Origin of the sequence: Micromonospora sp. NBC_00421 (assembly GCF_036017915.1) — a bacterium.
Lineage (GTDB): Bacteria > Actinomycetota > Actinomycetes > Mycobacteriales > Micromonosporaceae > Micromonospora.
Map to the genome: position 1 here is coordinate 2933462 of NZ_CP107929.1, position 19575 is coordinate 2953036.

18 protein-coding genes are annotated in these 19575 nt (G+C 72.6%); 3 read left to right on the plus strand and 15 right to left on the minus strand.

The genetic code is table 11. The features are described from left to right. Positions 1-194 precede the first annotated feature (194 nt). Both OHQ87_RS12640 and OHQ87_RS12645 read left to right on the plus strand, forming a co-directional pair. Positions 195-1529: a hypothetical protein gene (locus OHQ87_RS12640; RefSeq protein WP_328348079.1), complete on the plus strand. Its 1335-nt coding sequence runs from the start codon at positions 195-197 to the stop codon at positions 1527-1529. A gap of 49 nt (positions 1530-1578) precedes the next feature. After that, positions 1579-2412, plus strand: a complete 834-nt coding sequence (locus tag OHQ87_RS12645; RefSeq protein ID WP_328348081.1) for an IclR family transcriptional regulator — start codon at positions 1579-1581, stop codon at positions 2410-2412. Positions 2413-2422: 10 nt separating this feature from the next. Here the strand turns inward: OHQ87_RS12645 and OHQ87_RS12650 are convergent, their stop codons facing one another. From OHQ87_RS12650 to OHQ87_RS12660, 3 genes are all read right to left on the minus strand, one after another. Further along, entirely contained in the window at positions 2423-3178 is a 756-nt protein-coding gene (locus OHQ87_RS12650; RefSeq protein WP_328348083.1) for an IclR family transcriptional regulator, read from the minus strand. 101 nt (positions 3179-3279) lie between these two features. Beyond that, positions 3280-3732: a nuclear transport factor 2 family protein gene (locus tag OHQ87_RS12655; protein WP_328348085.1), complete on the minus strand. Its 453-nt coding sequence runs from the start codon at positions 3730-3732 to the stop codon at positions 3280-3282. Continuing rightward, complete coding sequence (locus OHQ87_RS12660) at positions 3720-4184, minus strand: VOC family protein (RefSeq protein WP_328348087.1); 465 nt, start codon at positions 4182-4184, stop codon at positions 3720-3722. Before OHQ87_RS12660 ends, OHQ87_RS12655 begins: the two co-directional genes overlap by 13 nt. Positions 4185-4356: 172 nt before the next feature. Between OHQ87_RS12660 and OHQ87_RS12665 the strand changes: the two genes are divergently transcribed. Further along, a complete protein-coding gene (locus OHQ87_RS12665) occupies positions 4357-5385 on the plus strand; it encodes an aldo/keto reductase (RefSeq protein WP_328348089.1) in 1029 nt (342 codons plus the stop codon). Between the two features lie 610 nt (positions 5386-5995). Here OHQ87_RS12665 and OHQ87_RS12670 read toward each other — a convergent pair. The 12 genes from OHQ87_RS12670 to OHQ87_RS12725 all read right to left on the minus strand — a co-directional run bounded on the left by OHQ87_RS12670 (position 5996) and on the right by OHQ87_RS12725 (position 19461). Beyond that, on the minus strand, positions 5996-7198 hold the full coding sequence (locus tag OHQ87_RS12670) for a helix-turn-helix domain-containing protein (RefSeq protein ID WP_328348091.1): 1203 nt from the start codon (positions 7196-7198) through the stop codon (positions 5996-5998). After that, the gene (locus OHQ87_RS12675; RefSeq protein ID WP_328349131.1) at positions 7188-7346 is read right to left on the minus strand and encodes a hypothetical protein; all 159 of its coding nucleotides are present in this window, start codon (positions 7344-7346) and stop codon (positions 7188-7190) included. The genes OHQ87_RS12670 and OHQ87_RS12675 overlap by 11 nt, the downstream gene beginning before the upstream one ends. 167 nt (positions 7347-7513) lie before the next feature. Beyond that, positions 7514-8668 (minus strand): helix-turn-helix domain-containing protein, encoded by a 1155-nt coding sequence (locus tag OHQ87_RS12680; protein ID WP_328348828.1) that lies wholly within the window; start codon positions 8666-8668, stop codon positions 7514-7516. A 289-nt stretch (positions 8669-8957) separates the two neighbouring features. Next, positions 8958-9560, minus strand: a complete 603-nt coding sequence (locus tag OHQ87_RS12685; protein WP_328348093.1) for a response regulator transcription factor — start codon at positions 9558-9560, stop codon at positions 8958-8960. Continuing rightward, the gene (locus OHQ87_RS12690) at positions 9557-10801 is read right to left on the minus strand and encodes a sensor histidine kinase (protein ID WP_328348095.1); all 1245 of its coding nucleotides are present in this window, start codon (positions 10799-10801) and stop codon (positions 9557-9559) included. Before OHQ87_RS12690 ends, OHQ87_RS12685 begins: the two co-directional genes overlap by 4 nt. Positions 10802-10805: 4 nt before the next feature. Then, positions 10806-11750, minus strand: a complete 945-nt coding sequence (locus OHQ87_RS12695; protein ID WP_328348097.1) for an alpha/beta fold hydrolase — start codon at positions 11748-11750, stop codon at positions 10806-10808. A gap of 268 nt (positions 11751-12018) precedes the next feature. Further along, positions 12019-12933: an ABC transporter permease gene (locus OHQ87_RS12700; protein ID WP_328348099.1), complete on the minus strand. Its 915-nt coding sequence runs from the start codon at positions 12931-12933 to the stop codon at positions 12019-12021. Then, positions 12930-14261 carry an ABC transporter permease gene (locus OHQ87_RS12705; RefSeq protein ID WP_328348101.1) on the minus strand — a complete coding sequence of 444 codons (1332 nt, stop codon included), beginning with the start codon at positions 14259-14261 and terminating at the stop codon, positions 12930-12932. The genes OHQ87_RS12700 and OHQ87_RS12705 overlap by 4 nt, the downstream gene beginning before the upstream one ends. Then, the gene (locus OHQ87_RS12710; protein ID WP_328348102.1) at positions 14261-15853 is read right to left on the minus strand and encodes an ABC transporter ATP-binding protein; all 1593 of its coding nucleotides are present in this window, start codon (positions 15851-15853) and stop codon (positions 14261-14263) included. Before OHQ87_RS12710 ends, OHQ87_RS12705 begins: the two co-directional genes overlap by 1 nt. Positions 15854-15890: 37 nt before the next feature. Beyond that, positions 15891-16970: a BMP family ABC transporter substrate-binding protein gene (locus OHQ87_RS12715; RefSeq protein WP_328348103.1), complete on the minus strand. Its 1080-nt coding sequence runs from the start codon at positions 16968-16970 to the stop codon at positions 15891-15893. Further along, positions 16967-18442 carry an amidohydrolase family protein gene (locus OHQ87_RS12720; RefSeq protein WP_328348105.1) on the minus strand — a complete coding sequence of 492 codons (1476 nt, stop codon included), beginning with the start codon at positions 18440-18442 and terminating at the stop codon, positions 16967-16969. The genes OHQ87_RS12715 and OHQ87_RS12720 overlap by 4 nt, the downstream gene beginning before the upstream one ends. Further along, positions 18439-19461 carry a zinc-binding dehydrogenase gene (locus OHQ87_RS12725; protein ID WP_328348107.1) on the minus strand — a complete coding sequence of 341 codons (1023 nt, stop codon included), beginning with the start codon at positions 19459-19461 and terminating at the stop codon, positions 18439-18441. Before OHQ87_RS12725 ends, OHQ87_RS12720 begins: the two co-directional genes overlap by 4 nt. Between the last annotated feature and the right edge of the window lie 114 nt (positions 19462-19575).

Consider the following 19575-nt stretch of genomic DNA (forward strand, 5'->3'; position numbering starts at 1 on the left):
GGTCGGCCGGCCGCATCCGCGCCGACGTGGCAGGTCGGGCACGCGCAGCCGATCCGGCGCGCCGGGCCCGTTGCGCGACGTCGCCGGATGCGGGGCGATGTCGTTGGTGTCAGGTCACGCTAGAGACTTGTCGCAGAGTATGTCAACATACGAGACGTCATCTTGAATGAAGTCACGCGGACCGAGGAGCGCGGATGGCCGACGAGGCATTGGCGGCGCTGCGCCACGCCGCCGACCAGGCGATCGACGCGGCGACCCTGGGCGACGCGCTGGCGGCGCTCGCCGCGCAGCCGAGCCCGTACGGTCGGGAGCGGGCCACCGCGCAGCGGGTCGCCGACTGGGCCGCCACCCGCTGGCCGGAGCTGACCTGGCGGGTCGACCCGCTCGCGCACACCGCGACCACGCCGGACAGCGCCAACCTGGTCGGCGGCTCCGACCCGGGCGACGGCCCCGAACTGCTGATCTACTCACACCTGGACACCTCGCTGACCGGCGGCGTGGACTTCGACGCCCCGATCACCGGCCGGCACACCCCCGCCCCGGCGCTGGACCTCCCCGGCCCGGACGGCGACATCGTCAGCGGCTTCGGCCTCGGGGTGGCCCGGGCGGCAGCCGCCGCCGCCCTGGTCGGCTACGCCGCCGCGGCCGAGGCCTGCCGGGCGGCCGGCCGTCCGCACCGGCTGACCCTGCTGCTCGCCGCCACCGGCACCCACCGCCACGACCCCGACGCCGGGCCGGACGACGGCGTCGCGCCGGCCCCCACCACCGGCGGCGTGCTCCACCACCTGCGCGACCGACCGCTGCCGGCCGCCGCGATCGTGGCCAAGACCAGCCCGCCGGGTATCCTCACCGCCGAGCCCGGGGCGATGTTCCTGCGGGTACGGCTGTCCAGCGGGTTCCATCCGGCACTGTTCCGGGACACCGCCACCCCGCCCGGCGGCCTGCTCACCCACCTCGGCGTGATCATCGAGGCACTGGAGGAGTTCCGCCGCGTCCACCTGGCCCGCCGGGCAGATCCGGACGCCCAGGTCGGCGCGGAGCTGGGCATCGGGGCGGTCCGGGCCGGCCAACCGGGCAAACCCGACCTGCTGCCCGGGGCGGTGGACCTCCACCTCTACCTGACCACGGTGCCCGGCGACGATCCGGCGCAGATCACCGACGCGCTGCGCGCGACCCTGGTCCGGCGGCTGCGGGACACCCCGCTGGCCGGCTGCGGGCTGGCCGTGGCCGCTCACCCGGTCCACCCGTCCGCCGCCACCGCGCCGGACGCCCCGATCTGCCGGCACGCCCAGGACGCCTGGCTCGCCGCCCACGGGCGACCGGCGGCAGCGCTGCGCGGCTGGACCGGGTCGACCGACGGGGTGGTGCTGCGCGGCCGGGGGGTACCCACCGTCCGGCTCGGCCCCCCGGCGCTACCCCCCGACCCGGCCGACCCCCGACGGGAGCGGTACGCCCTGCCGGAGCTGGTGCGTTTCGCCCGGTTGTACGCGGAAATCGCGCTGCGACACCAGCAGGCATCGACAGGCTGACGTGTCATATGCCATGATACTGTCTCACTCTGCGCACAAAGGAATCCAGATGGCGGACGATGCCCCTTCGCCGGTCAAGAGCGCTGATCCCAGCTCACCGGCGATCCAGACCGTGCAGCGCGCGGCGGTCATCCTCAACGCGTTCACCGCGGCCCGCCCGCGCCTGAGCCTCAACGAACTCACCGCCAGCCTCGGCACCAGCAAGGCCACCGCGCACCGCTACACCAAGGCGCTGCGGGAGAGCAACCTGCTGCGCTACGACGAGCGCGAGGGACTCTACTCGCTCGGCCCGCAGATCCTGACCCTCTCCGCCGCCGCCCGCGCGGCGATGCCGGTGATCAGCATCGCCGGGCCACGCATGCAGCAGCTGGTCCGCGAGATCGACGAGACGGTCGTGCTGAGCGTCTGGGACGGCGACACCGCAGTGGTGGTCCGCGCCGACGACAACACCGACCGGGTCATCCGGGTCAGCGTGCGCACCGGCTCGCGGCTGTCCCGCACCGAGTCCGCCCAGGGCCGGGTGTTCTGCGCGTTCCTCCCCGAGGCCGACGTCCCCGGGCTGGCCGACGAGATCGCCGCCTCCGGCGAACTGCGCCGCGAGATCGACAAGATCCGGCGTACCGGCATCTCGGCCAACACGCCCTCGGCCAACGGGGTCCGCAGCATCGCCGCGCCGATCTTCCGGGGCAGCACCCTCATCGCCGCCATGGCCATCGTCGGCACCACCACCTCGGTCCCCGAGGGCACCGACAGCCCGCTCGCCATCGCCCTGCAACGCGCCGCCGCCGTGGTCACCGCCGAGCTGGGCAGCGGCGGCAACGGCCACCACCCGCACGCCGCCGGCAACGGTCACCCCCCGGCCAGCGGCAACGGTCGCCGCTGACGGGCCGTCGTCAGTAGGCGGCGAGCGCCTCGGACAACTCCCGGGCCACCAGCCGCAGGCTGTCCGCCGCGGCGACCTCCACCGCGCCGGACAGGGCCGTGCTGGTGCCCAGCACCGCCAGCGCGGCCACCACCTGGGTACGCTCGAACACCGGCGCGGCAAGCACCCGTACCCCGAAATCCTCCGGGGAGTTGGCGGCGAAACCGTCCCGGCGGACCTGCTCGACCACCGCCCGCAGCCCCGCCGACAGCCGCAGCTGGCGGGCCACCGCGGGCGCCTCGGCGGCCGACAGGTAGGCGCAGAACACCCGCCCCTGCGCCGAGCGGAGCAGATCCAACGGCGAGCCGGTACGCACGCTCAACCGCACGTCACCGCTGGTGTTGTCCATGCAGCGGACCACCGTCGGCGCCTCGCCGTTCCACACGCTGAGCACCGAGGTCTGGTTGGTCAGCCGGGTGAGCCGGTCCAGGTGCGGCTCGGCGGCGGTGACGATCGGCAGCGCCGCACGGGCGGCGGCCTCCATCGCCAGGACCTGCGGACCCAGCGTGTAGGTGGCGGTGGCCACGTCGAAGCGCAGCAGGTTGGCCGCCCGCAGCGCACGGGCGTACCGGTGCGCGGTGGCCCGGCTGATGGCCAGGTCGGCGGTCAGCTCGGCCAGGGTGAGCCGGGGCCGCTCGACGGAGAACGCCTGGAGGATGGTGGCGGCCCGCTGCACGGTCTGGATCGCCGGCGCGTCACCGGCCGGCTCGTCGACTCCGCCCGTCACCGCGTCACCTCGCACTCGCCGTCCACCGAAAGGCGAACTCTACCGAGCACGGACCGCATCCGGCGACACGGACACCACCACACGCCGGGTTCGGGGTCGGGCTACGCCGGGCCGCCCGCCCCCGAACCGGGGGCGGGCGGCGGTCCGGTGGCGTCGGCGAGTTGACGGTGGACCTCGCCGCTGTCCCAGTAGTCGACCCGGTGGGCGATCAGGCCGTCGGCGTCGACCCGGAACCGGAACACGCCGCGGATCCGGACCGGCGCGCGACCGGCCGAGGCCAGCCGGAACGACATCCGGTACGCCACCGCCGCCCGGTCACCGTCGGCGAGCAGCTCCTCCACCTCGTAGCGCAGGTCGACGAACTCGGCCAGGAAGCCGTCGAGCCGGGCCCGGTAACGGGCCCGGCCGACCACCGTCCGCCCGAGGGCGGCGGTGTGCTCGTTGACGAAGTCGGCGCTGACGCAGCCGGCGACGGCATCGGCGTCGTGGGCGTTCAACGCCGCCAGGTACCGCAGTACGGCGGCGCGGGTGGACGCAGCGGTCAGCTCCCCCACCGACGCCGCACGGTGTCGAAGACCTGCTGGTCGTGGGAGATCTCGATGACGTTGCCGTCGGGGTCCTTCAGCGCGCAGATGTAGCCGACCGGCGGCGGCATCTGGCGCGGCTCCCAGTGCAGGCAACCCAGCTCGCGGGCCCGCCCGGCGATCTCGTCGACGTCCGAGCGCTGCGGCACCTCGATGCCGATGTGCGCGAACGGGTGCAGCAGACCGAGCTGGCCGCCCTTGTCCTTGTTGAAGGAGACGAGCACCAGCACGAACGGGGTGTCGGCCTGCTTGTCGTTGGAGAGCCAGACACTCTCCCCGTCGGCGTCGGCGAACCGCTCCACGACCACCAGCGGGGTGAGCGTCGTGTAGAAGGAGATCGCCTTGTCGAGGTCGCCGGTGGGCAACGCCACGTGCGTCCACCGGGCTTGGGTCAGGCCGCTCGCCACTGTTACCTCCACCATACCGAAATGTCCATCACTATCGCGTCTACCAGCCTATTCACTGTTCGGCGGCAGGGTCGATGTGCCGGGGACACAAAGCCGGCGTGCCGGGTTCGACGCGCCGGGACGGTGCCGCCGGCAGGCCGGCATGCCAGCGTGGGGGCTACACCGCGTACGGGAGGACGATCGGATCATGCAGTACCGCAGACTGGGTGGGACCGGGGTCGAGGTGAGCACCCTCTGCCTGGGCACCATGATGTTCGGCGCCTGGGGCAACACCGACGAGCAGGAGTGCCACCGGATCGTCGCCGAGGCGCTCGACGCCGGGATCAACCTGGTCGACACCGCCGACGTCTACGCCCACGGCGAGTCCGAGGAGATCCTCGGCCGGGCGCTGCGTGGCCGGCGCGACGACGTGGTGCTGGCCACCAAGTTCCACGAGCCGATGGGGGACGACCGCAACCGGCGCGGCAACTCCCGCCGCTGGATCCGGCAGGCGGTGGAAGGCAGCCTGCGCCGGCTCGGCACCGACTGGATCGACCTCTACCAGGTGCACCGGCCCGACCCGCTCACCGACGTCGACGAGACCCTCGGCGCGCTGTCCGACCTGGTCCGGGAGGGCAAGGTCCGGATGATCGGCACCTCGGCGTTCCCGGCCGAGCAGATCGTCGAGGCGCAGTGGGTGGCCGAGCGCCGGCAGCGGGAACGCTTCACCACCGAACAGCTCGGTTACTCGATCCTGACCCGGGGCGTCGAGGCCGCCGCCCTGCCCACCAGCGCCCGGTACCGGCTCGGTGTGCTGGTGTTCAGCCCGCTCAACGGCGGCTGGCTGACCGGCAAGTACCGGTCGACGGCCGTGCCGGCGGACTCCCGCGCCGGGCGCAACGGCGACCACTTCGACTTCCGCGACGCCGCCGCCCGGGACCGCAAGCTCGCCCTGGTCGACGAGCTGGCCACGCTCGCCGACGAGAGCGGCCTGACGTTGATCGAGCTGGCGCTCGGCTTCGTGCTGAGCCACCCGGCGGTCACCAGCGCCATCATCGGCCCGCGCACCCTGGCCCAGCTGCGCAGCCAACTGCCCGCCGGGGAGCCGGCCGGGCTGCCGGCCGACGTGCTGGACCGGATCGACGCACTGGTCCGGCCAGGCCACGACGTCAACCCGGCCGACGCCGGCTACCGGGTGCCGGCGCTGACCGACCCGACCCTGCGCCGTCGCCCCTGACGTCGTCAGCCGCGGTCACCCCGACGCAGGCGGCGGTCACCCCGACGCACGCCGGGACCACCCCGACGCAGGCGGGGGACCGTGCCACAAGGTCACGCTCGAACATGGTTGTAGTGGCCTCGCTACGCCCGGAGGCCACTACAACCAGGACAACACCGTTGCGTTAACGCCGTGGGTGGCTGGTCAACCCGGGACAGGAAGTGCCCGATCGGGGAGCGGGGTGGGCCCGCTCGCCGATCATGGAGTGGTGGTGCCGACTTTGGGGGTTTTACGGGCGTTCTGTTACCCAGCACAACTCCATGATCGGCGAGGCAGCGCTGGGTGACGAACAGCCGTTCCACCTAACGCAACGGTGTTGACATGGTTGTAGTGGCTTCGCTACGCCCGGAGGCCACTACAACCAGGAAATAGCACGATCTTGCTTGGCCGGCGACGGCGCCGCAGAGCGGGCAGCGGTCGTCGGAGGCCGGGCGTGGGTCTTCGCGGGGAGCGGAGGCCGGGGATGGGTCGCGGGGAGCGGGGGCGGGGTGTGGGTTGCGGAGGGCGTGGCGGGCCTGGAGGGTCAGGCGGTTGCGGATCTGGGCCAGGGACAGGAACGGTGCGGTCATGCTCAGGCCACCTTGAGGGCGGTGGCGAGTTGGATGATCGTGGCGGGGGCGTGCGGATCGTGGACGAGTCGCGCGAGCACCGCGCGGGCAGCCGGTCGATGGCGCACCTCGTAGGGTGCGGTGCGCTCGGCAGCGAGCAGAGCGCAGACGGCGTTGCCAGGGTCGCCGGCGTGCAGGTAGGCGCGGGCGGTGTCGAGCAGGTGCGCGGCGCGGTGTTCGGCGGGTAGCCACCGCCAGGCGTCACGGGTGACGGTCTTCTCGTGCCACGCCACCGCATCATCCGCGTGGCCCAGGTCGAGAGCGGCGGCGGCCCGCGCCAGGTCCACCGCGACCGGCCCGAACCCGGTCCGATAATGGTCGTGCCCGTCGCCGACCCGGGCCGCCATCGCGGCGGCCTCGTCGAGCAGGTGGGCCGTCGCCTGGTCGTCGCCGCCCCGGGCGGCGGCCAACGCCGCCTGCACGACCAGCGTCCCGCACAGCGACAGCTCCGCAGCGGGCGCGTCGTCGGGGTCGGGCGGGGCGATCCGGTACGCGGCAGCCAACGCCGTCGACCTGGCCGCCCGCACCCGCCCCGAGGCACGCAGCACCTGGCCGAGTTGCACGGTAACGGTGGCCACCAGCACCGCGTCACCGGCCGCGATGGTCATCGCCCGGTCGGCGGCCAACCACGCCAGATCCACCTCACCAAGCTTGACCAGCAGCGACGCGGTGAGCCGGTAGGCCTGCACCAACACCGACCGTCCCGCCGCCGGATCATCCGCGTGGGCACGCTGCGCGGCGACCAACAGGCCCGGGAGCATCCCGGTCACCTGCGGATAGCGGGCATGCTGGAACGTCACCCAGGCGTGGGTGACGTCCCGTGCCAGTCGGTCCGCCGACAATGCCTGACCCGGCGCTGCCGGCCGACCCACCACGACGTCGTACGTCGACAACGCCTCCCGGACCCGCTCGACCCCCTCGACCTGACCGGACACCTCGGCCGGCTGGGTGTCCCGGCCCAGGAGAACGCTCGCGTCAATCCGCAGCACGGCGGCGATGTCCTCAAGAATGGACACCTTGTCCAGCGTCCGGACACCCCGCTCGACCTTGTCCACCCAACTCTTCGACTTCCCCAGCCGATCGGCGAACACCTGCTGCGACAGCTTGCGCCGCCCCCGCCAGTACGCCACCCGCCGACCCACCGGCAACAACTCGCTACCGTCCACGACGCCACCGCCGATCCGGCACCGCCCGGGTCGTCTCCTCCACCGGTATCCGCTCCGCCTCGGCCTGCGCGAGAAGCCGCTGCCGCGCCGCCTCCCGCTCCGCCGCCTGGATCTGCTCACCCCGGCTTACGCCCCGATCACTGTCCACGCCACCCATCTGCATCGTCCCCTTCGGAAGGGGCGCGGCGATGTGCTCGGGAGAACGTCACCACCGCGCCGGATCAGCGGCATGGCGACAGCAGCGCCGGAGGATCGACGACGTACCACCACACCGTGACCAGGACGCTACGGAGAGCACGTGAAGGGCTGGAACGCTTACGCACCACTCGTGGTCAGACTCATGCGTTCACAGAGCCCTCGCAGCTCGGGTGAGGTCGCCCCCTTGCGCAGCAGCGACCGTGCCGTCTCCCGGGCGGCGACCGACGAGCGGGCATGTTGCGGCCCGACCCGCTCCGCAGCGAGCAGCATCCGCACGGCGTCCCGGTCCCGACCGACCCCCTCTGCGGCCCGGCTCATGTCGAGCCAGAAGTACACCTGCCGCACCGCCGGCAGACCCGCCAACTCCACACCCGCCGCCGTCCGCATCGCCAACTCCGGGCGGCCCGTGTCGAGCTGGAAAGCCATCGTCCACAGGAGCACGTTCCGTGGCCCCCAGGCGAGATCCCAGTTCTCGGTCTCCCCGGTGTGCGCGGCGATCCGCGCGGCCTCGGCGAGATGTTCCTCGGCACCGGTCTGGTCCCGTAGGCCGGCGAGGTGATGCGCCCGCGCCAGGTGCAGGAACCCCAACACGTCCAACGCCCCGTCGGCGGCGCTACCGGCAAGATCGGCAGCCGCCGCATCGCACCACGCACGGGCCGGCCCGTAGGCCCCGGAGTAGGCCGACACCCGCGCCCGGTTGGCCGCCGCCACCCCGACCGCCACCTGATCATCGAGCAGTTCGGCAGCCTCGACGCAACGTTCTGCGGCCAGCCAGGCGTGGGCGGGATAGCTGACGTTCAGCAGCGAACCCATGGCCACGCCGTACACCGGCACCATCTCCGACAACGCGGCCCGCCGGTCGGTCAGGGCGTGCATCGCCGGGACGAGATCCACCAGCCGGCGCAGCGCGCCCGCGTAGTCACACCGCCCGTACAGACCACGCACCAGCGACGCCTCGCGGCTCACCTGTTCGACAGTCGCCGTCGCGCCGGAGCGCTTGGTCAGCGGCGTGTCCATCATGATCCGCCAGACCCGCTCGGCGTCGATCCGGGCGGCGTCGAGCTGCCGGTCAGCCGGCGTGTACGCCTGACCCGTCAGGTCGACCACCGAGCACTCCAGGGCCGCCGCCAGATCCACCACCATGTACCGGTCGGTGCGCTGCTGCCCCCGTTCGATGCGCGACCACGACGTGTGGGAGATGCCGGCACGACTGGCCGCGTACCGCACACTCCAGCCACGCAACTCCCGACGGGCGCGAATACGATCACCGATCGACGGATCAGCAGGAATTGGGCGACGAGGCATCAGCGTGCTCCCCGGTGACACGAGATCCCTGCCGGCCGGAACCAGCAGACTTGCCACCACGGACGGTACACGGCAGCACCGAATGCGTGACGCCCGCTCCTCTGGCTCCCTACGGCGAGAAGGCGACGATCGTCGGACGCGATCGCATGATCGACTCAGTGTCGCCGATCTTGCGGTATCGACGTCGCTTCGATACCGCAACATCGGCGACATTGCGAAAAGCGACGACGGCGCAGCTCCCGACAGGTTGCCACGCTCAGATCCAGCCGTGTTCCCAGGCGATCGTGGCGGCGGCGCTGCGCGACTCGACGTTCAACTTCGCCATCGCGGACGAGAGGTGGTTGCGGACGGTGCCGTGGGCGAGGCCGAGCTGCCGCGCGATGTTCTTGGTGGGCAGGCCGTCCCGGGTCAGCCTCAGCACGTCGATCTCCCGGGGCGTGAGCGGGCTCTCCTGCTCGGTGAGTGCCGACGCGGCGAGGCGCGCATCGATGTAGCGTTCGCCTGCGGCGACCGACCGGATGATCCTGGCCAGCTCCGACGCCGGGGTGGACTTCGGCACGAAGCCGTGCACCCGGGCACTCAGCGCACGCTTCAACGTGCCCGGTCGGGCGTGGCGGGTGACGATGACGACCTGCGTCGCGACGAGACGCAGCAGTCGTCGGGCGGCGTCGACCCCGTCGAGTCCGGGCATTTCGAGATCGAGCAGGGTCAGGTCGGGGCGGTGGGCGACGGCAGCCGCCACTGCGGCCTCGCCATCGGCGACATCCGCGACGACCTCGATGTCGGGTTCGAGGGAGAGCAACGCCACGAGCGCGCCCCGGATGAGTTCCTCGTCGTCGGCGATCACGATCCGGATCACCGGCGGAGCCCCCTTCGTCTCCCCGGCGGCGTCGGCGCTTCCGGAACAGCGTCCGGCACGTCGGCGTCCGGCACGGGGGCCCGGACGATCAGCATGAAGGTGTCGTCCTCGCGGGTGGTCTCGACCGTTCCGCGCTGGGCCGCGACGCGTTCGGCGAGACCGGCCAGGCCCGTTCCGTCGCGACGCGGCACGCCTGCGGCGTTGTTGGTGACGGTCAGTCGGTACTCCGCCGCGACGCGGACGAGTTCGAGGGTGGCCTCGGTCGCCCTGCTGTGTCGGAGCACGTTCGTCACCGCCTCCCTGATCGCGACGGCGAACACCGCGCCGAGAGCCACCGGCAGGTCCGGTGTCTCGATGCGGGCCGTGCAGCGGATGCCGGCGGAACGCAGCACCGCCGCCGCGTTGCGCGCCTCCGCCGCCACGGTGACGGTGCGGTAGTCGTTCACCACGGCGCGGGTGTCGTCGAGGGCCACCTGCGCGATCCGGCGGATCTCGGCGATCTCCCGGCCGGCGCGCTCGGGTCGGTCGGGCAGCAGGCGCTCTGCCAGTTCACTCTTCAACGCGATCACCTGGAGGTTGTGGCCCTGGATGTCGTGCAGGTCGGTGGCGAACCGGAGCCGCTCCTTCGCCACCGCCAAGTCGGACGCGAGCCGGCGGGCGTGTTCGAGTCGCAGTACCACCTGGAGCACCCAGACCGCGCTCAGGGGCAGCAGCGTGACCAGCGCGAGGGTGCTGATCACGACGGCCTCGGCACCCGCTTCGGCACGCCACGCCACGGCGGCACGCGGCGTGGCCAGCACCCCGATGAGGCCGCCGAGACCGATCGCGGCCCAGCAACCGAGGATCACCGTCGCCCGCCACCAGCCACGCACGAGGCAACTGAGCACCCCGCCCGCCATCGCGAGCGTGAACGCCCACCCCCAGCCCGCGAACGGTGGCACGACTGCCAGCACCCACACCGCGCCGGACAGCGCCAGCAGCACGAGGACGAGTGGGTGGCGGGGCGTCGCCTCGTCGGGGGCCCGGAGCAGCAGGGGGATCGCGGCCAGTGCGACCAGGACGGCGGCGATCGTGGCGACCATCAGGGTGACCGCCCGCACGCCGGTGGCCGTGCCCACGCCGAGCACCACCTGCACGAAGCCGCCGACGAGCATCCCCAGCCCCAGGGAGAACACCGTGAACAGCCGCATCGCCCTGAGGTCGGCGGTCACCCGCGGTGCACCCGGCCAGGTGTCCGTCACCGGCTCAGCGTAGCGACCGCGCCGCCAGGAAAGCCCTGGTCTGCTGCGCGATCTCCGGCGACAGGGTGTGGTGCAGGTAGTGGTCGCCCGCCAGGAGGACGACCCGACCGGTGTCGACGCTCGCCGCCTGCCGCTCGTGGAGCGCGACCCAGTCCGCCACGTCGGGGTCGTCCGACCGTACGAACAACAGGACGGGCAGCCCCTTCGGGAAGGTCTTCCCGCTGACCGCGGCGAAGTTCGCCGAGACGTGCGCCATCTCGTTCACCATGGTCGGGGCCGCCGTGTTCTTCGCGCTGAGCAACCGCAGCTGCTTCCTGGTCCGCTCGTCGTAGGGCAGGCCCGCGTAGGGGTCGTCGGCGATCGCCGCCAGCGCACGGGTGATGCCGAGCTTGCTCAGGCCGACGATCACCCCGGTCGGGATCGGCTCGTCCCAGCCGGGTTGGTCGGGGACGCTGCTGTCGATGCCGACGAAGGCGACGAGTTCGTCGGCGTAGCTGGCGCTGTAGGTCAGGGCGTAGATCCCGGCGATCGAGTGGCCCATCAGCACGTATCGGTCGATGCCGAGGTGCTGGAGCGCCTCGTGCACCTCCCGGGTGATGTTCGCGGCGGTACGGTCGGTGTCGGCGGGGTCGCTCAGGCCGGTGCCGAACGGTTCGACCGCGACGACCCGATAGGTGCTCCGGAGTTCCGTGATCAGCGGCTGGAAGTCGAGCGCGGGGGCGGCGGTGCCGAGGCCGGGCAGGAGCACGATCGTCTCGGCACCGCTGCCCGCGACCACCACGTTCATCTGCTTGCCGTCCACCGGCACGAGTTGCCCGTAACTGGTGATCGAGGAGGCTTCGGACTTCGTCGCCACGACGTTCACCACGGTGGTGGTCGCGAGCAGGAGCACCGGAACAGCGACCAGGACACCGAGGGTGGTGAGCACGATTCGCACGGGCTTTCGCATGGGTTCTCGTTTCGGATCGGCGGCGCGTCCGGATCACTCCGGCGTTGTGTGACCAGCCAATCAACCGCGCGAGCCGCTCGGTAAGTGTCCCGCTGTCACGACCGATCGTGACAAAAAGTCATGGTATGCCCCCGGGTCATGTGATCGACGAGATACGACCACCACGGCGGGCGGGTGCCGACCCAGGACCCACACGGCGCAGCGACCGCCACCGGAGGAGGGTGGCCGCTGCCCCGTGTGGGCGGACCGGAGTCGAGGGGAGCCCCCGTCAGGTGGTGCCGCGTTGGAACGGTTGGGCAAGGGCCCGGGGTTCGCGGTGCGAGGTGGCGAAGACCAGCATCGCCAGCAGGGCCAGCAGGTAGGGCGCGGCGATCAGCAGCTGCGAGTTCATGGTGACCCCGAGCGCCGGCAGCGCCAGCCGCATCGCGTCGGCCAGGCCGAAGACGACGCAGCCGATCAGGGTACGGCCGAGCCGCCAGGCCCCGAAGATGACCGCCGCGATGACCAGGTAGCCCCGGCCGGCGGTCATGTTCTGGTTGAACGACCCGACCTCGCCGACCGCCAGGTAGGCCCCGCCGAGCCCGGCGAGCAGCCCGCACCAGAGCAGCGCCTGCCGCCGTCGCCGGTTGACCTCGATCCCGCTGACGTCGGCGGCCTGCGGGTTCTCCCCCACCGCCCGCAGCTCCAGCCCCCACCGGCTGCGCTCCACCAGCCACCAGGTCAGCGGGACCACCGCCAGCAGCAGGTAGACCGGCCAGCGTTGGACGAACAACATCGGGCCGACGATCGGGATGTCCCGCAGCACGGGGATGTTCACCTGCCAGACCTGGTGGCCGGTGAAGGTGCTGACCGTGATCAGGTAGCTGGTCAGGCCGAGCACCAACGCGTTGAGCACCAGGCCGACGACGAAGGTGTTGATCTGCACCCGGTGCGACAGGATGCCGTGCACGAAGGCCACCGCCACCCCGACCAACGCCCCAGCCACCAGGCCGATGGTGGCGCTGCCGGTGGCGCTGGCGACCGCGATCGAGCCGAACGCCGCGCCGAGCATCATCGCCTCGACGGAGATGTTCAGGGTGCCGGCGCGCTGTGCGACGTACTCACCGCAGGCGGCGAAGGCCAGGGGCACGGTGAGCCGAGCCCCGCTGGAGAGGATGGTGGCGATGTTGTCGGCGGCACTCATGCCAACCTGCCTTCCATGGCGTCCTTGTCGCCGGCGGTCCCGGCGTCACCGGGGTCCGCCGGTTGCGGCGCGGCGGCCCGGGGTCCGGGCACCGACGCCGCCGGTCCGGCCGCTTCCAGGTCCGACCCGGTGACCGGGGCCGACGTGTCGGCCGGGCGGGTCGACGTGGCAGCGGCCACCGGTGCGGTCGAGGTCGAGGTGGGGGTGGCCGGCTGGTCGGCCAGGCGACGGCGGCGCAGCATGCCGATCACCACCGGGGGTGCGACGAAGGCCAGCACCAGCAGCGCCTTGACCACGTCGACCAGGAACGACGGCACGCCGGTGGCGGCCAGGAAGCTGCCGCCGGCCCGCAGCACGCCGAACAGCACCGCCACCGGGATGGCAAGCAGCGGATTGTTCCGGGCGACCAGGGCGACCAGCAGACCGTCCCAGCCGATGTTGAGCGACATCCCGGGCTGCAACCGGTTGGTGCCGACCGGGCTGGTCAGCAGCAGCGCCCCGGCCAGGCCGGCAAGCGCCCCGGAGATCGCCAGGGCGATGCCGCCGAGCGCGCCGACCCGCACGCCCGCGTGCCGGGCCGCCGCCGGGTTGAGGCCGACCATCTTCAACCGGAAACCCCAGCGGGTACGCGCCATCACCAGCGCCAGCACGACCGCCACCACCACGGCCAGGACCAGACCGCCGTTGAGCTGGAGGTTCGGGTAGTCACCGAGGGAGGTGAGCCGGGCGTTCTCCGGCACCGGGTTGGACTGCGGGGACAGGGTGCCCCGGCCGAGCCGGGACTCCTGGAGCAGCCACGGGGTGTTCACCGCGAACGAGATGAGCTGCTGGGCGAGGAAGGTCATCAGCATCGTGCTCACCACGATGTTGACGCCCCGGAAGCGGTACATCAGGGCGCTGAGCCCGGCCCAGATCCCGGCACCGACCACCGAGGCGAGCAGCACCAGGACCAGCAGCAGCGGCCCGGGTACGGCGAGCCGCAGGCCGACCCACGCGCCGGCGAGCGCGCCGATCAGCACCTGCCCCTCCTGGCCGATGTTGAAGAAGCCGGAGCGGGCGCTGACGCACGCCCCGACCGCGACCAGCAGCAGCGGCGCGACGTACAGCAGGGAGGTGGACCAGGCCGCCGGGGAGGCCATGCTGCCCTGGTAGAGCGCCTTGGTCGAGGCGGTGGGCGAGCCGCCGGTGACCGCGATCAGCAGGGCGGACAGGCCGAGCGCGAGCCCCACCGTGGCGACCGTGGCGAGACCTACCTGCCAACCGCCGGGGCCGGGGTTGAGCCGGCGCAGCAGCCGCTGGCCGGTGCCGCCGATGCCGAGGGTGGCCATCAGTGACTCACCCCGCCGACCAGCATGCCGAGCCGCTCGGCGGTGGCCTCGGCGGTGGGGAGTACCCCGACGATCCGGCCGGAGGAGATCACCGCGATCCGGTTGGCCAGGGCCATCACCTCCTCCAACTCCGTGGAGATCAGCAACACCGCCACCCCTTCCGCGGCGGCCTGCCGCAGCCGCACGTACATGTCTTCGATCGCGCCGACGTCCAGCCCGTGGGTGGGCTGGGCGGCGACAAGCGCCTTCGGGCCGGCGGACAACTCCCGGGCCAGCACCACCCGCTGCTGGTTGCCGCCGGAGAGGCTGCGCAGCGGGGTGTCCGGCGAGGGGGCCACGATGTTGAACTCGGTCATCTGCCGTTGGGCGATCCGGTGCATCCGCCGCCGGCTGAGCACCCCCCGGGTGGTGACCCCGGCGAGGGACTTCATCACCAGGTTCTCCGCGACGCTCATGTCGAGCACCACCCCGGAGTGGTGCCGGTCCTCGGGCACGATGCCGAGACCGGCATGGTGCAACGCGCCGGGCCGGACGAGGTCGACCGGGCGGCCGTCGAGTTCGACGGTGCCGGAGTCGGGGACGAGCAGCCCGGACAACAGCTCACCGACGGTGGCCTGGCCGTTGCCCTCGACCCCGTACAGTCCGACGATCTCGCCGGGGGCGACGTCGAGGCTGAGCCGGTCCAGCACCGGCAGACCGCCGACGAGCAGGGTCACCTCGCGCAGCCGCAACGCCGCCGGCTGCTCCTGCGCCGTGGGGCTCCCGGCCGTCACGGGGACGCCGGACTCGTCGACGCCCGCGACCGGTTCGGGACGCTCGACCGGCAGCAGGCCCAGCGCCGCGCTCTCGGTCTGCAACGAGACCTCCCGGCCGACCATCTGCCGGGCGAGTTGCTGGGCGGTGGTGTCCTTCGTCGCGCCGTGGAACGCCACCGCGCCGCGCCGCAGCACTGTCACCCGGTCGGTGGCCGCCATGATCTCGGCGAGTTTGTGGCTGATCAGGATGACCGCCCGCCGCTCCGCCTGCACCACCCGGCGCAGCACGGTGAACAGTTCCGCCGACTCGGCCTGGGTGAGCACCGAGGTCGGCTCGTCCAGGATCAGCACCGACGGGTCCCGGCGCAGGCACTTGATCAGCTCGACGCGTTGCCGCTCCCCGGCGGAGAGCCGGTCGATGCGGGCGTGCGGGTCGATGGGCAGCCCGTAGCGTCGGGCCACCTCCTCGACCTGGGCGCAGGCCGCCGCCCGGTCGATCCGCCCGGTGTCGCCGAGGATGACGTTCTCCCAGACGGTGAGCGGTTCGATCAGGCTGAAGTGCTGGTGCACCATGCCCAGGCCGAGGTCGGCCGCGACCTGCGGACTGTCGATCTCGACCGGTTCGGTGCCGCGCGTGATGGTGCCGGCGTCGCGGTGCACCAACCCGAGCAGGATCTTCATCAGGGTCGACTTGCCGGCCCCGTTCTCGCCGAGCAGGCCGTGGATCTCGCCGGGTCGTACGGCGAGATCCACGGCGTCGCAGGCGACGACCGGACCGTAACGCTTGCTGACTCCGCGCAGGGTGAGAGCCGGCGTCAGCTTGTCGTCAACGTCCACAGTCCGTTTCACCTCGTTGGTCGTCGGGCAGCGGGATTCAGGAGCCGAGCTTGGCGACCGTCGCGGCGGTGTCGGTCTTGCCGCTGGCCACGTCGGCGACGAAGGCGTCCATCTTCTGGGTCTGCTCCGGGGTCGCCTTGCAGATCTTGACGGCCGGGTACGGGTCCTTGCCGAGCTCCCACTTCTTGGTGGTGCCGAGGGTCATCTCACCCTTGGCGAACAGCTCCAGCGCGGCGGCGAAGTACGCGCCCGGGTCGAAGATGACCGAGATGTCGAACTTCGGGTCGGTCGAGTCGCACCTGTCGGTGCCCGGGGTCAGGGTGAGCGCGCCGCCGGTGTTGGCCAGCTTGGCGGCGGCGTCGGTGGCCCCGCCCAGGTACGGGTAGACCACCTTCACGCCCTGGCTGATCTGCGCCTGGACGGCCTCGCGGGCCTTCGCCGAGTCGTTGAAGTCACCGGTGTAGGTGGTCACCAGGGTCGCGTTCGGCACCACCATCCGGATGCCCGCCTTGTACGCCTTGGCGGCGTTGACCGAGAAGTCGGCCTCCATGCCGGTGACGAAACCGGCCTTGGTGGCGTTGTTCTGCTGCATGACCAGGCCGGTGGCGTACCCGGCGGCGAGCATGCTCTGGTTGGGGTCGTCGCTGGACAGCGTCACCCGGGGGCTCTGCGGGATGTTCTCCGACGACGGCACGTACCAGGAGGTCTTGGCGCAGACGGGCTCCTCGGAGGCCGGGATGGCGTCCTTGAGTTCGGAGGCGCCGAGCGCCACCATGTCCACACCCTGCTGACACAGCGCCCGGGCGGCGCTGAGCGCCTCGGTCGGCGGCACGTTGCCGCGCTTGATGACCTGCCAGCCCTTCTCGGTGGCGAACTTCTCGGCACCGATGACGAAGCTCTCGTAGTAGCCGTTGTCGTTGATGTCACCGGGGCTGAGCACGCCGATGACCACCTTGCCGTCGCCGTTGGCGTCCGGCTGCCCGGCGGGGGCCGCGCTGCTGCTGGCCGAACCGGCCGCCGACGGCGCGGTCGCGTCGTTGCTGGCGCAACCGAACAGGGTGAATCCCAGCGCGCCGGCGAGCAACGCCGCCGGACCCCGACCAATCCTCATTGTCATGGTGCTTTCCCTTCAAGTGGAGGCAGCGCGCCGCCCGGCACGGTCCGGCGCGCGGAGTACTCGGTCGCCGGCACGGTGGGCCAGCGAGGGGGGATGTCGATACCGACCCGGCGCAGCAGGGCGGCCCGACGCTGGGCGGCCTCCTCGCGCAGGGCGTCGACGTCGACGGTGGTGACCCGCCGGTCGCGGACCACCACCCGGCCGTCGACCAGGACGTCCCGGACGGTGTGCCCGGCCGCACCCCAGACGAGCTGGGTGGGCAGGTCACCGCGCGGGATCCAGGGGATGGTCCGGGTGTCCAGCAGCACCAGGTCGGCGGCCTTGCCGACCTCGATCGAGCCGGTCCGCGTCCCCAGCCCGACGGCGGCGGCGCCGTCGACGGTGGCCAGGGCGAAGACCTCGTCGGCGCGCAGCGGGTCGGGGACGCCCCGGTCCCGCTCCAGGCCGGCGAAGAGTCGGGCGGCCCGCCACAGGTCGGGGGTGTCCCCGGCGTTGTGCGAGTCGCAGCCCAGCGCGAGCCGGCCGCCGGCCCGGTGCAGCGCGGTGTGCCGGCCGGCCCGGCTGAAGCCCTGACCGAGCCGCAGGTAGGCACCCGGGCAGGAGGCGACCGCGGTGCCGGTCTCGACGAGCGCGTCGACCTCGGCGTCGTCGAGCCACACCGCGTGGCCGAGCAGCAGCCGGGGGCCGAGCACGCCGAGGTCACGCAGGTGCCGCACCGGCCGGGCCCGGCCTGCGGCGGCGAAGGCGGCGGCGTCCTCGGGGCCGGGCGACAGGTGCCAGGTCATGCCCACGTCGAGCCGGTCGGCCAACTCCGCCGCGCCGGTGAACAGCTCGTCGCTGACCAGGTCGTGCCCGACCAGGGTGATCCAGCCGGTGACCAGCGGGTCACCGGCCAGGGCGGCGACCGTCTCGGCCTGCACGGCGAGGGTGTCGGCGGCCGGCCGGGCGTACGGCGCGTCGGGGGTGTCCCAGCCCCAGCCGCCGACCCGGGCCCGGATGCCGGCGGTGCGCAGCCCGGCGGCGACCCGCAGCGGGTGGGCCACCGTGCCGGGTTCCAGCAGGGTGGTGACCCCGTAGCTGAGCGACTCGACGGCGGTGAGGGTGGCCGACAGTTCGTCGTCGTCGCCGGTGACGGCGGCGTGCAGCGGCACGATCCAGTCGAAGATCGCCTGCTGGGCCGGCACGTCGTCGGGGATGCTGCTGCGCACCAGCGGGTCGGCGGTGGTGTGCTGGTGGGCGTTGACCAGGCCGGGGACGACGACGCAGCCGGCGGCGTCGAGTTCGGGACTGCCCGGGTACGCCGCGCGCAGCGTCGCCGCCGGGCCGATCGCGGCGATCCGGCCGTCGACCACGGCGATCGTGCCGCCGGGGACCACCGCACGGTCGGCCGCCATGGTGACGATCTCGGCGTCGACGACCAGCAGGTCGGCCGGGCGGGGGTCGGCGGTGCCCGCCGTCGGGGTGGTGGTCATGGCCGTACGAGGATCTTGCCGACGAGGTCGCCGGACTCCTGCCGGGCGTACGCCCCGGCCAGGTCGGCCAGCGGGTATTCCGCCCCCCGGACGACCCGCAGGCCCCCTGTGAAGTAGGCGTCGAGCATGTCGGCGAAGTCGGCCGGGGTGTACGCCCCCGCCCCGAGCAGCCGCAGCCCGCGCCGGTAGACGTCGGAGAGGGAGAAGCTGACCTGGTCGCCTGTGGTGTTGCCGAGCAGCACGATCCGGCCGCCGGTGCGCAGGCTGGCCAGCGAGGTGGCCCAGGTGGCGGTGCCGACGTGGTCGACGACCAGGTCGACGCCGTGGCCGTCGGTGTGCTCGCGCACCTGCTCGACGGTCCGGTCGTTCAGGTCGAGCACGTCCGCGCCGAGGTCCGCGGCGACGGCCCGCTTGGCCTCGGTACGCGCCACAGCGAGCACCCGGGCACCGGCCCGGCGGGCGAGTTGGATGGCGGCGATGCTGACCGCGCTCGTGGCGGCCTGTACCAGCACCCACTCGCCGGCCCGGACCGCGCCGACGCGGTGCACGGCGTGCCAGCCGAGGCTCCAGGCGGTGGGCAGCGCGGCGGCGTCGGCGAGGTCGACGTGGCCGGGCACCCGGTGCACGACGGTGGCCGGGACGGTGACGTACTCGGCGAACCCGCCGGGACGGTTGCCGCCGACCACGGCCAGTGTCGGGCAGTAGCCCGGTTGACCGTTCTTGCAGGTGGCGCAGGTGCCGCAGCCGATCGTCGGGTCGATCAGCACCCGGTCGCCGGGGCGTACCGTGGTGACCTGCGGCCCGACGGCGGCGACCTGGCCGGCGACGTCCATCCCGCCGACGTGCGGCAGTTGGAAGCCGGGAAGCAGGGCGGTGTGTCGCTGGAGCAGGTCGAGGCGGTTGAGCGCGGCGGTGTGCACCCGGACGACCACGTCGGCCGCGCCCGGCTCGGGGTCGGGCAGGTGCCGCAGGCGCAGCACCTCGGGGCCCCCGAAATCGGTCTGGACCATCGCGCGCATCGCAACCTCCCCCACGCTCTACCAGTCAATATGGCGTCTTGCATTGTGATTCTCGCTGCTTAGCGACGTACTCTGCCTGCGGGGCGGCGGCGTGTCAACGGCTTGCCGCAAAAG

Excerpts from the sequence above, each read along its gene's own strand:
- OHQ87_RS12645 (WP_328348081.1), top strand. The coding sequence starts at position 1,579 with ATGGCGGACGATGCCCCTTCGCCGGTCAAGAGCGCTGATCCCAGCTCA.
- OHQ87_RS12695 (WP_328348097.1), bottom strand. The coding sequence starts at position 11,750 with ATGCGAAAGCCCGTGCGAATCGTGCTCACCACCCTCGGTGTCCTGGTC.
- OHQ87_RS12720 (WP_328348105.1), bottom strand. The coding sequence starts at position 18,442 with ATGACCACCACCCCGACGGCGGGCACCGCCGACCCCCGCCCGGCCGAC.
- OHQ87_RS12700 (WP_328348099.1), bottom strand. The coding sequence starts at position 12,933 with ATGAGTGCCGCCGACAACATCGCCACCATCCTCTCCAGCGGGGCTCGG.
- OHQ87_RS12660 (WP_328348087.1), bottom strand. The coding sequence starts at position 4,184 with ATGGTGGAGGTAACAGTGGCGAGCGGCCTGACCCAAGCCCGGTGGACG.
- OHQ87_RS12665 (WP_328348089.1), top strand. The coding sequence starts at position 4,357 with ATGCAGTACCGCAGACTGGGTGGGACCGGGGTCGAGGTGAGCACCCTC.
- OHQ87_RS12725 (WP_328348107.1), bottom strand. The coding sequence starts at position 19,461 with ATGCGCGCGATGGTCCAGACCGATTTCGGGGGCCCCGAGGTGCTGCGC.
- OHQ87_RS12705 (WP_328348101.1), bottom strand. The coding sequence starts at position 14,261 with ATGGCCACCCTCGGCATCGGCGGCACCGGCCAGCGGCTGCTGCGCCGG.
- OHQ87_RS12715 (WP_328348103.1), bottom strand. The coding sequence starts at position 16,970 with ATGACAATGAGGATTGGTCGGGGTCCGGCGGCGTTGCTCGCCGGCGCG.
- OHQ87_RS12640 (WP_328348079.1), top strand. The coding sequence starts at position 195 with ATGGCCGACGAGGCATTGGCGGCGCTGCGCCACGCCGCCGACCAGGCG.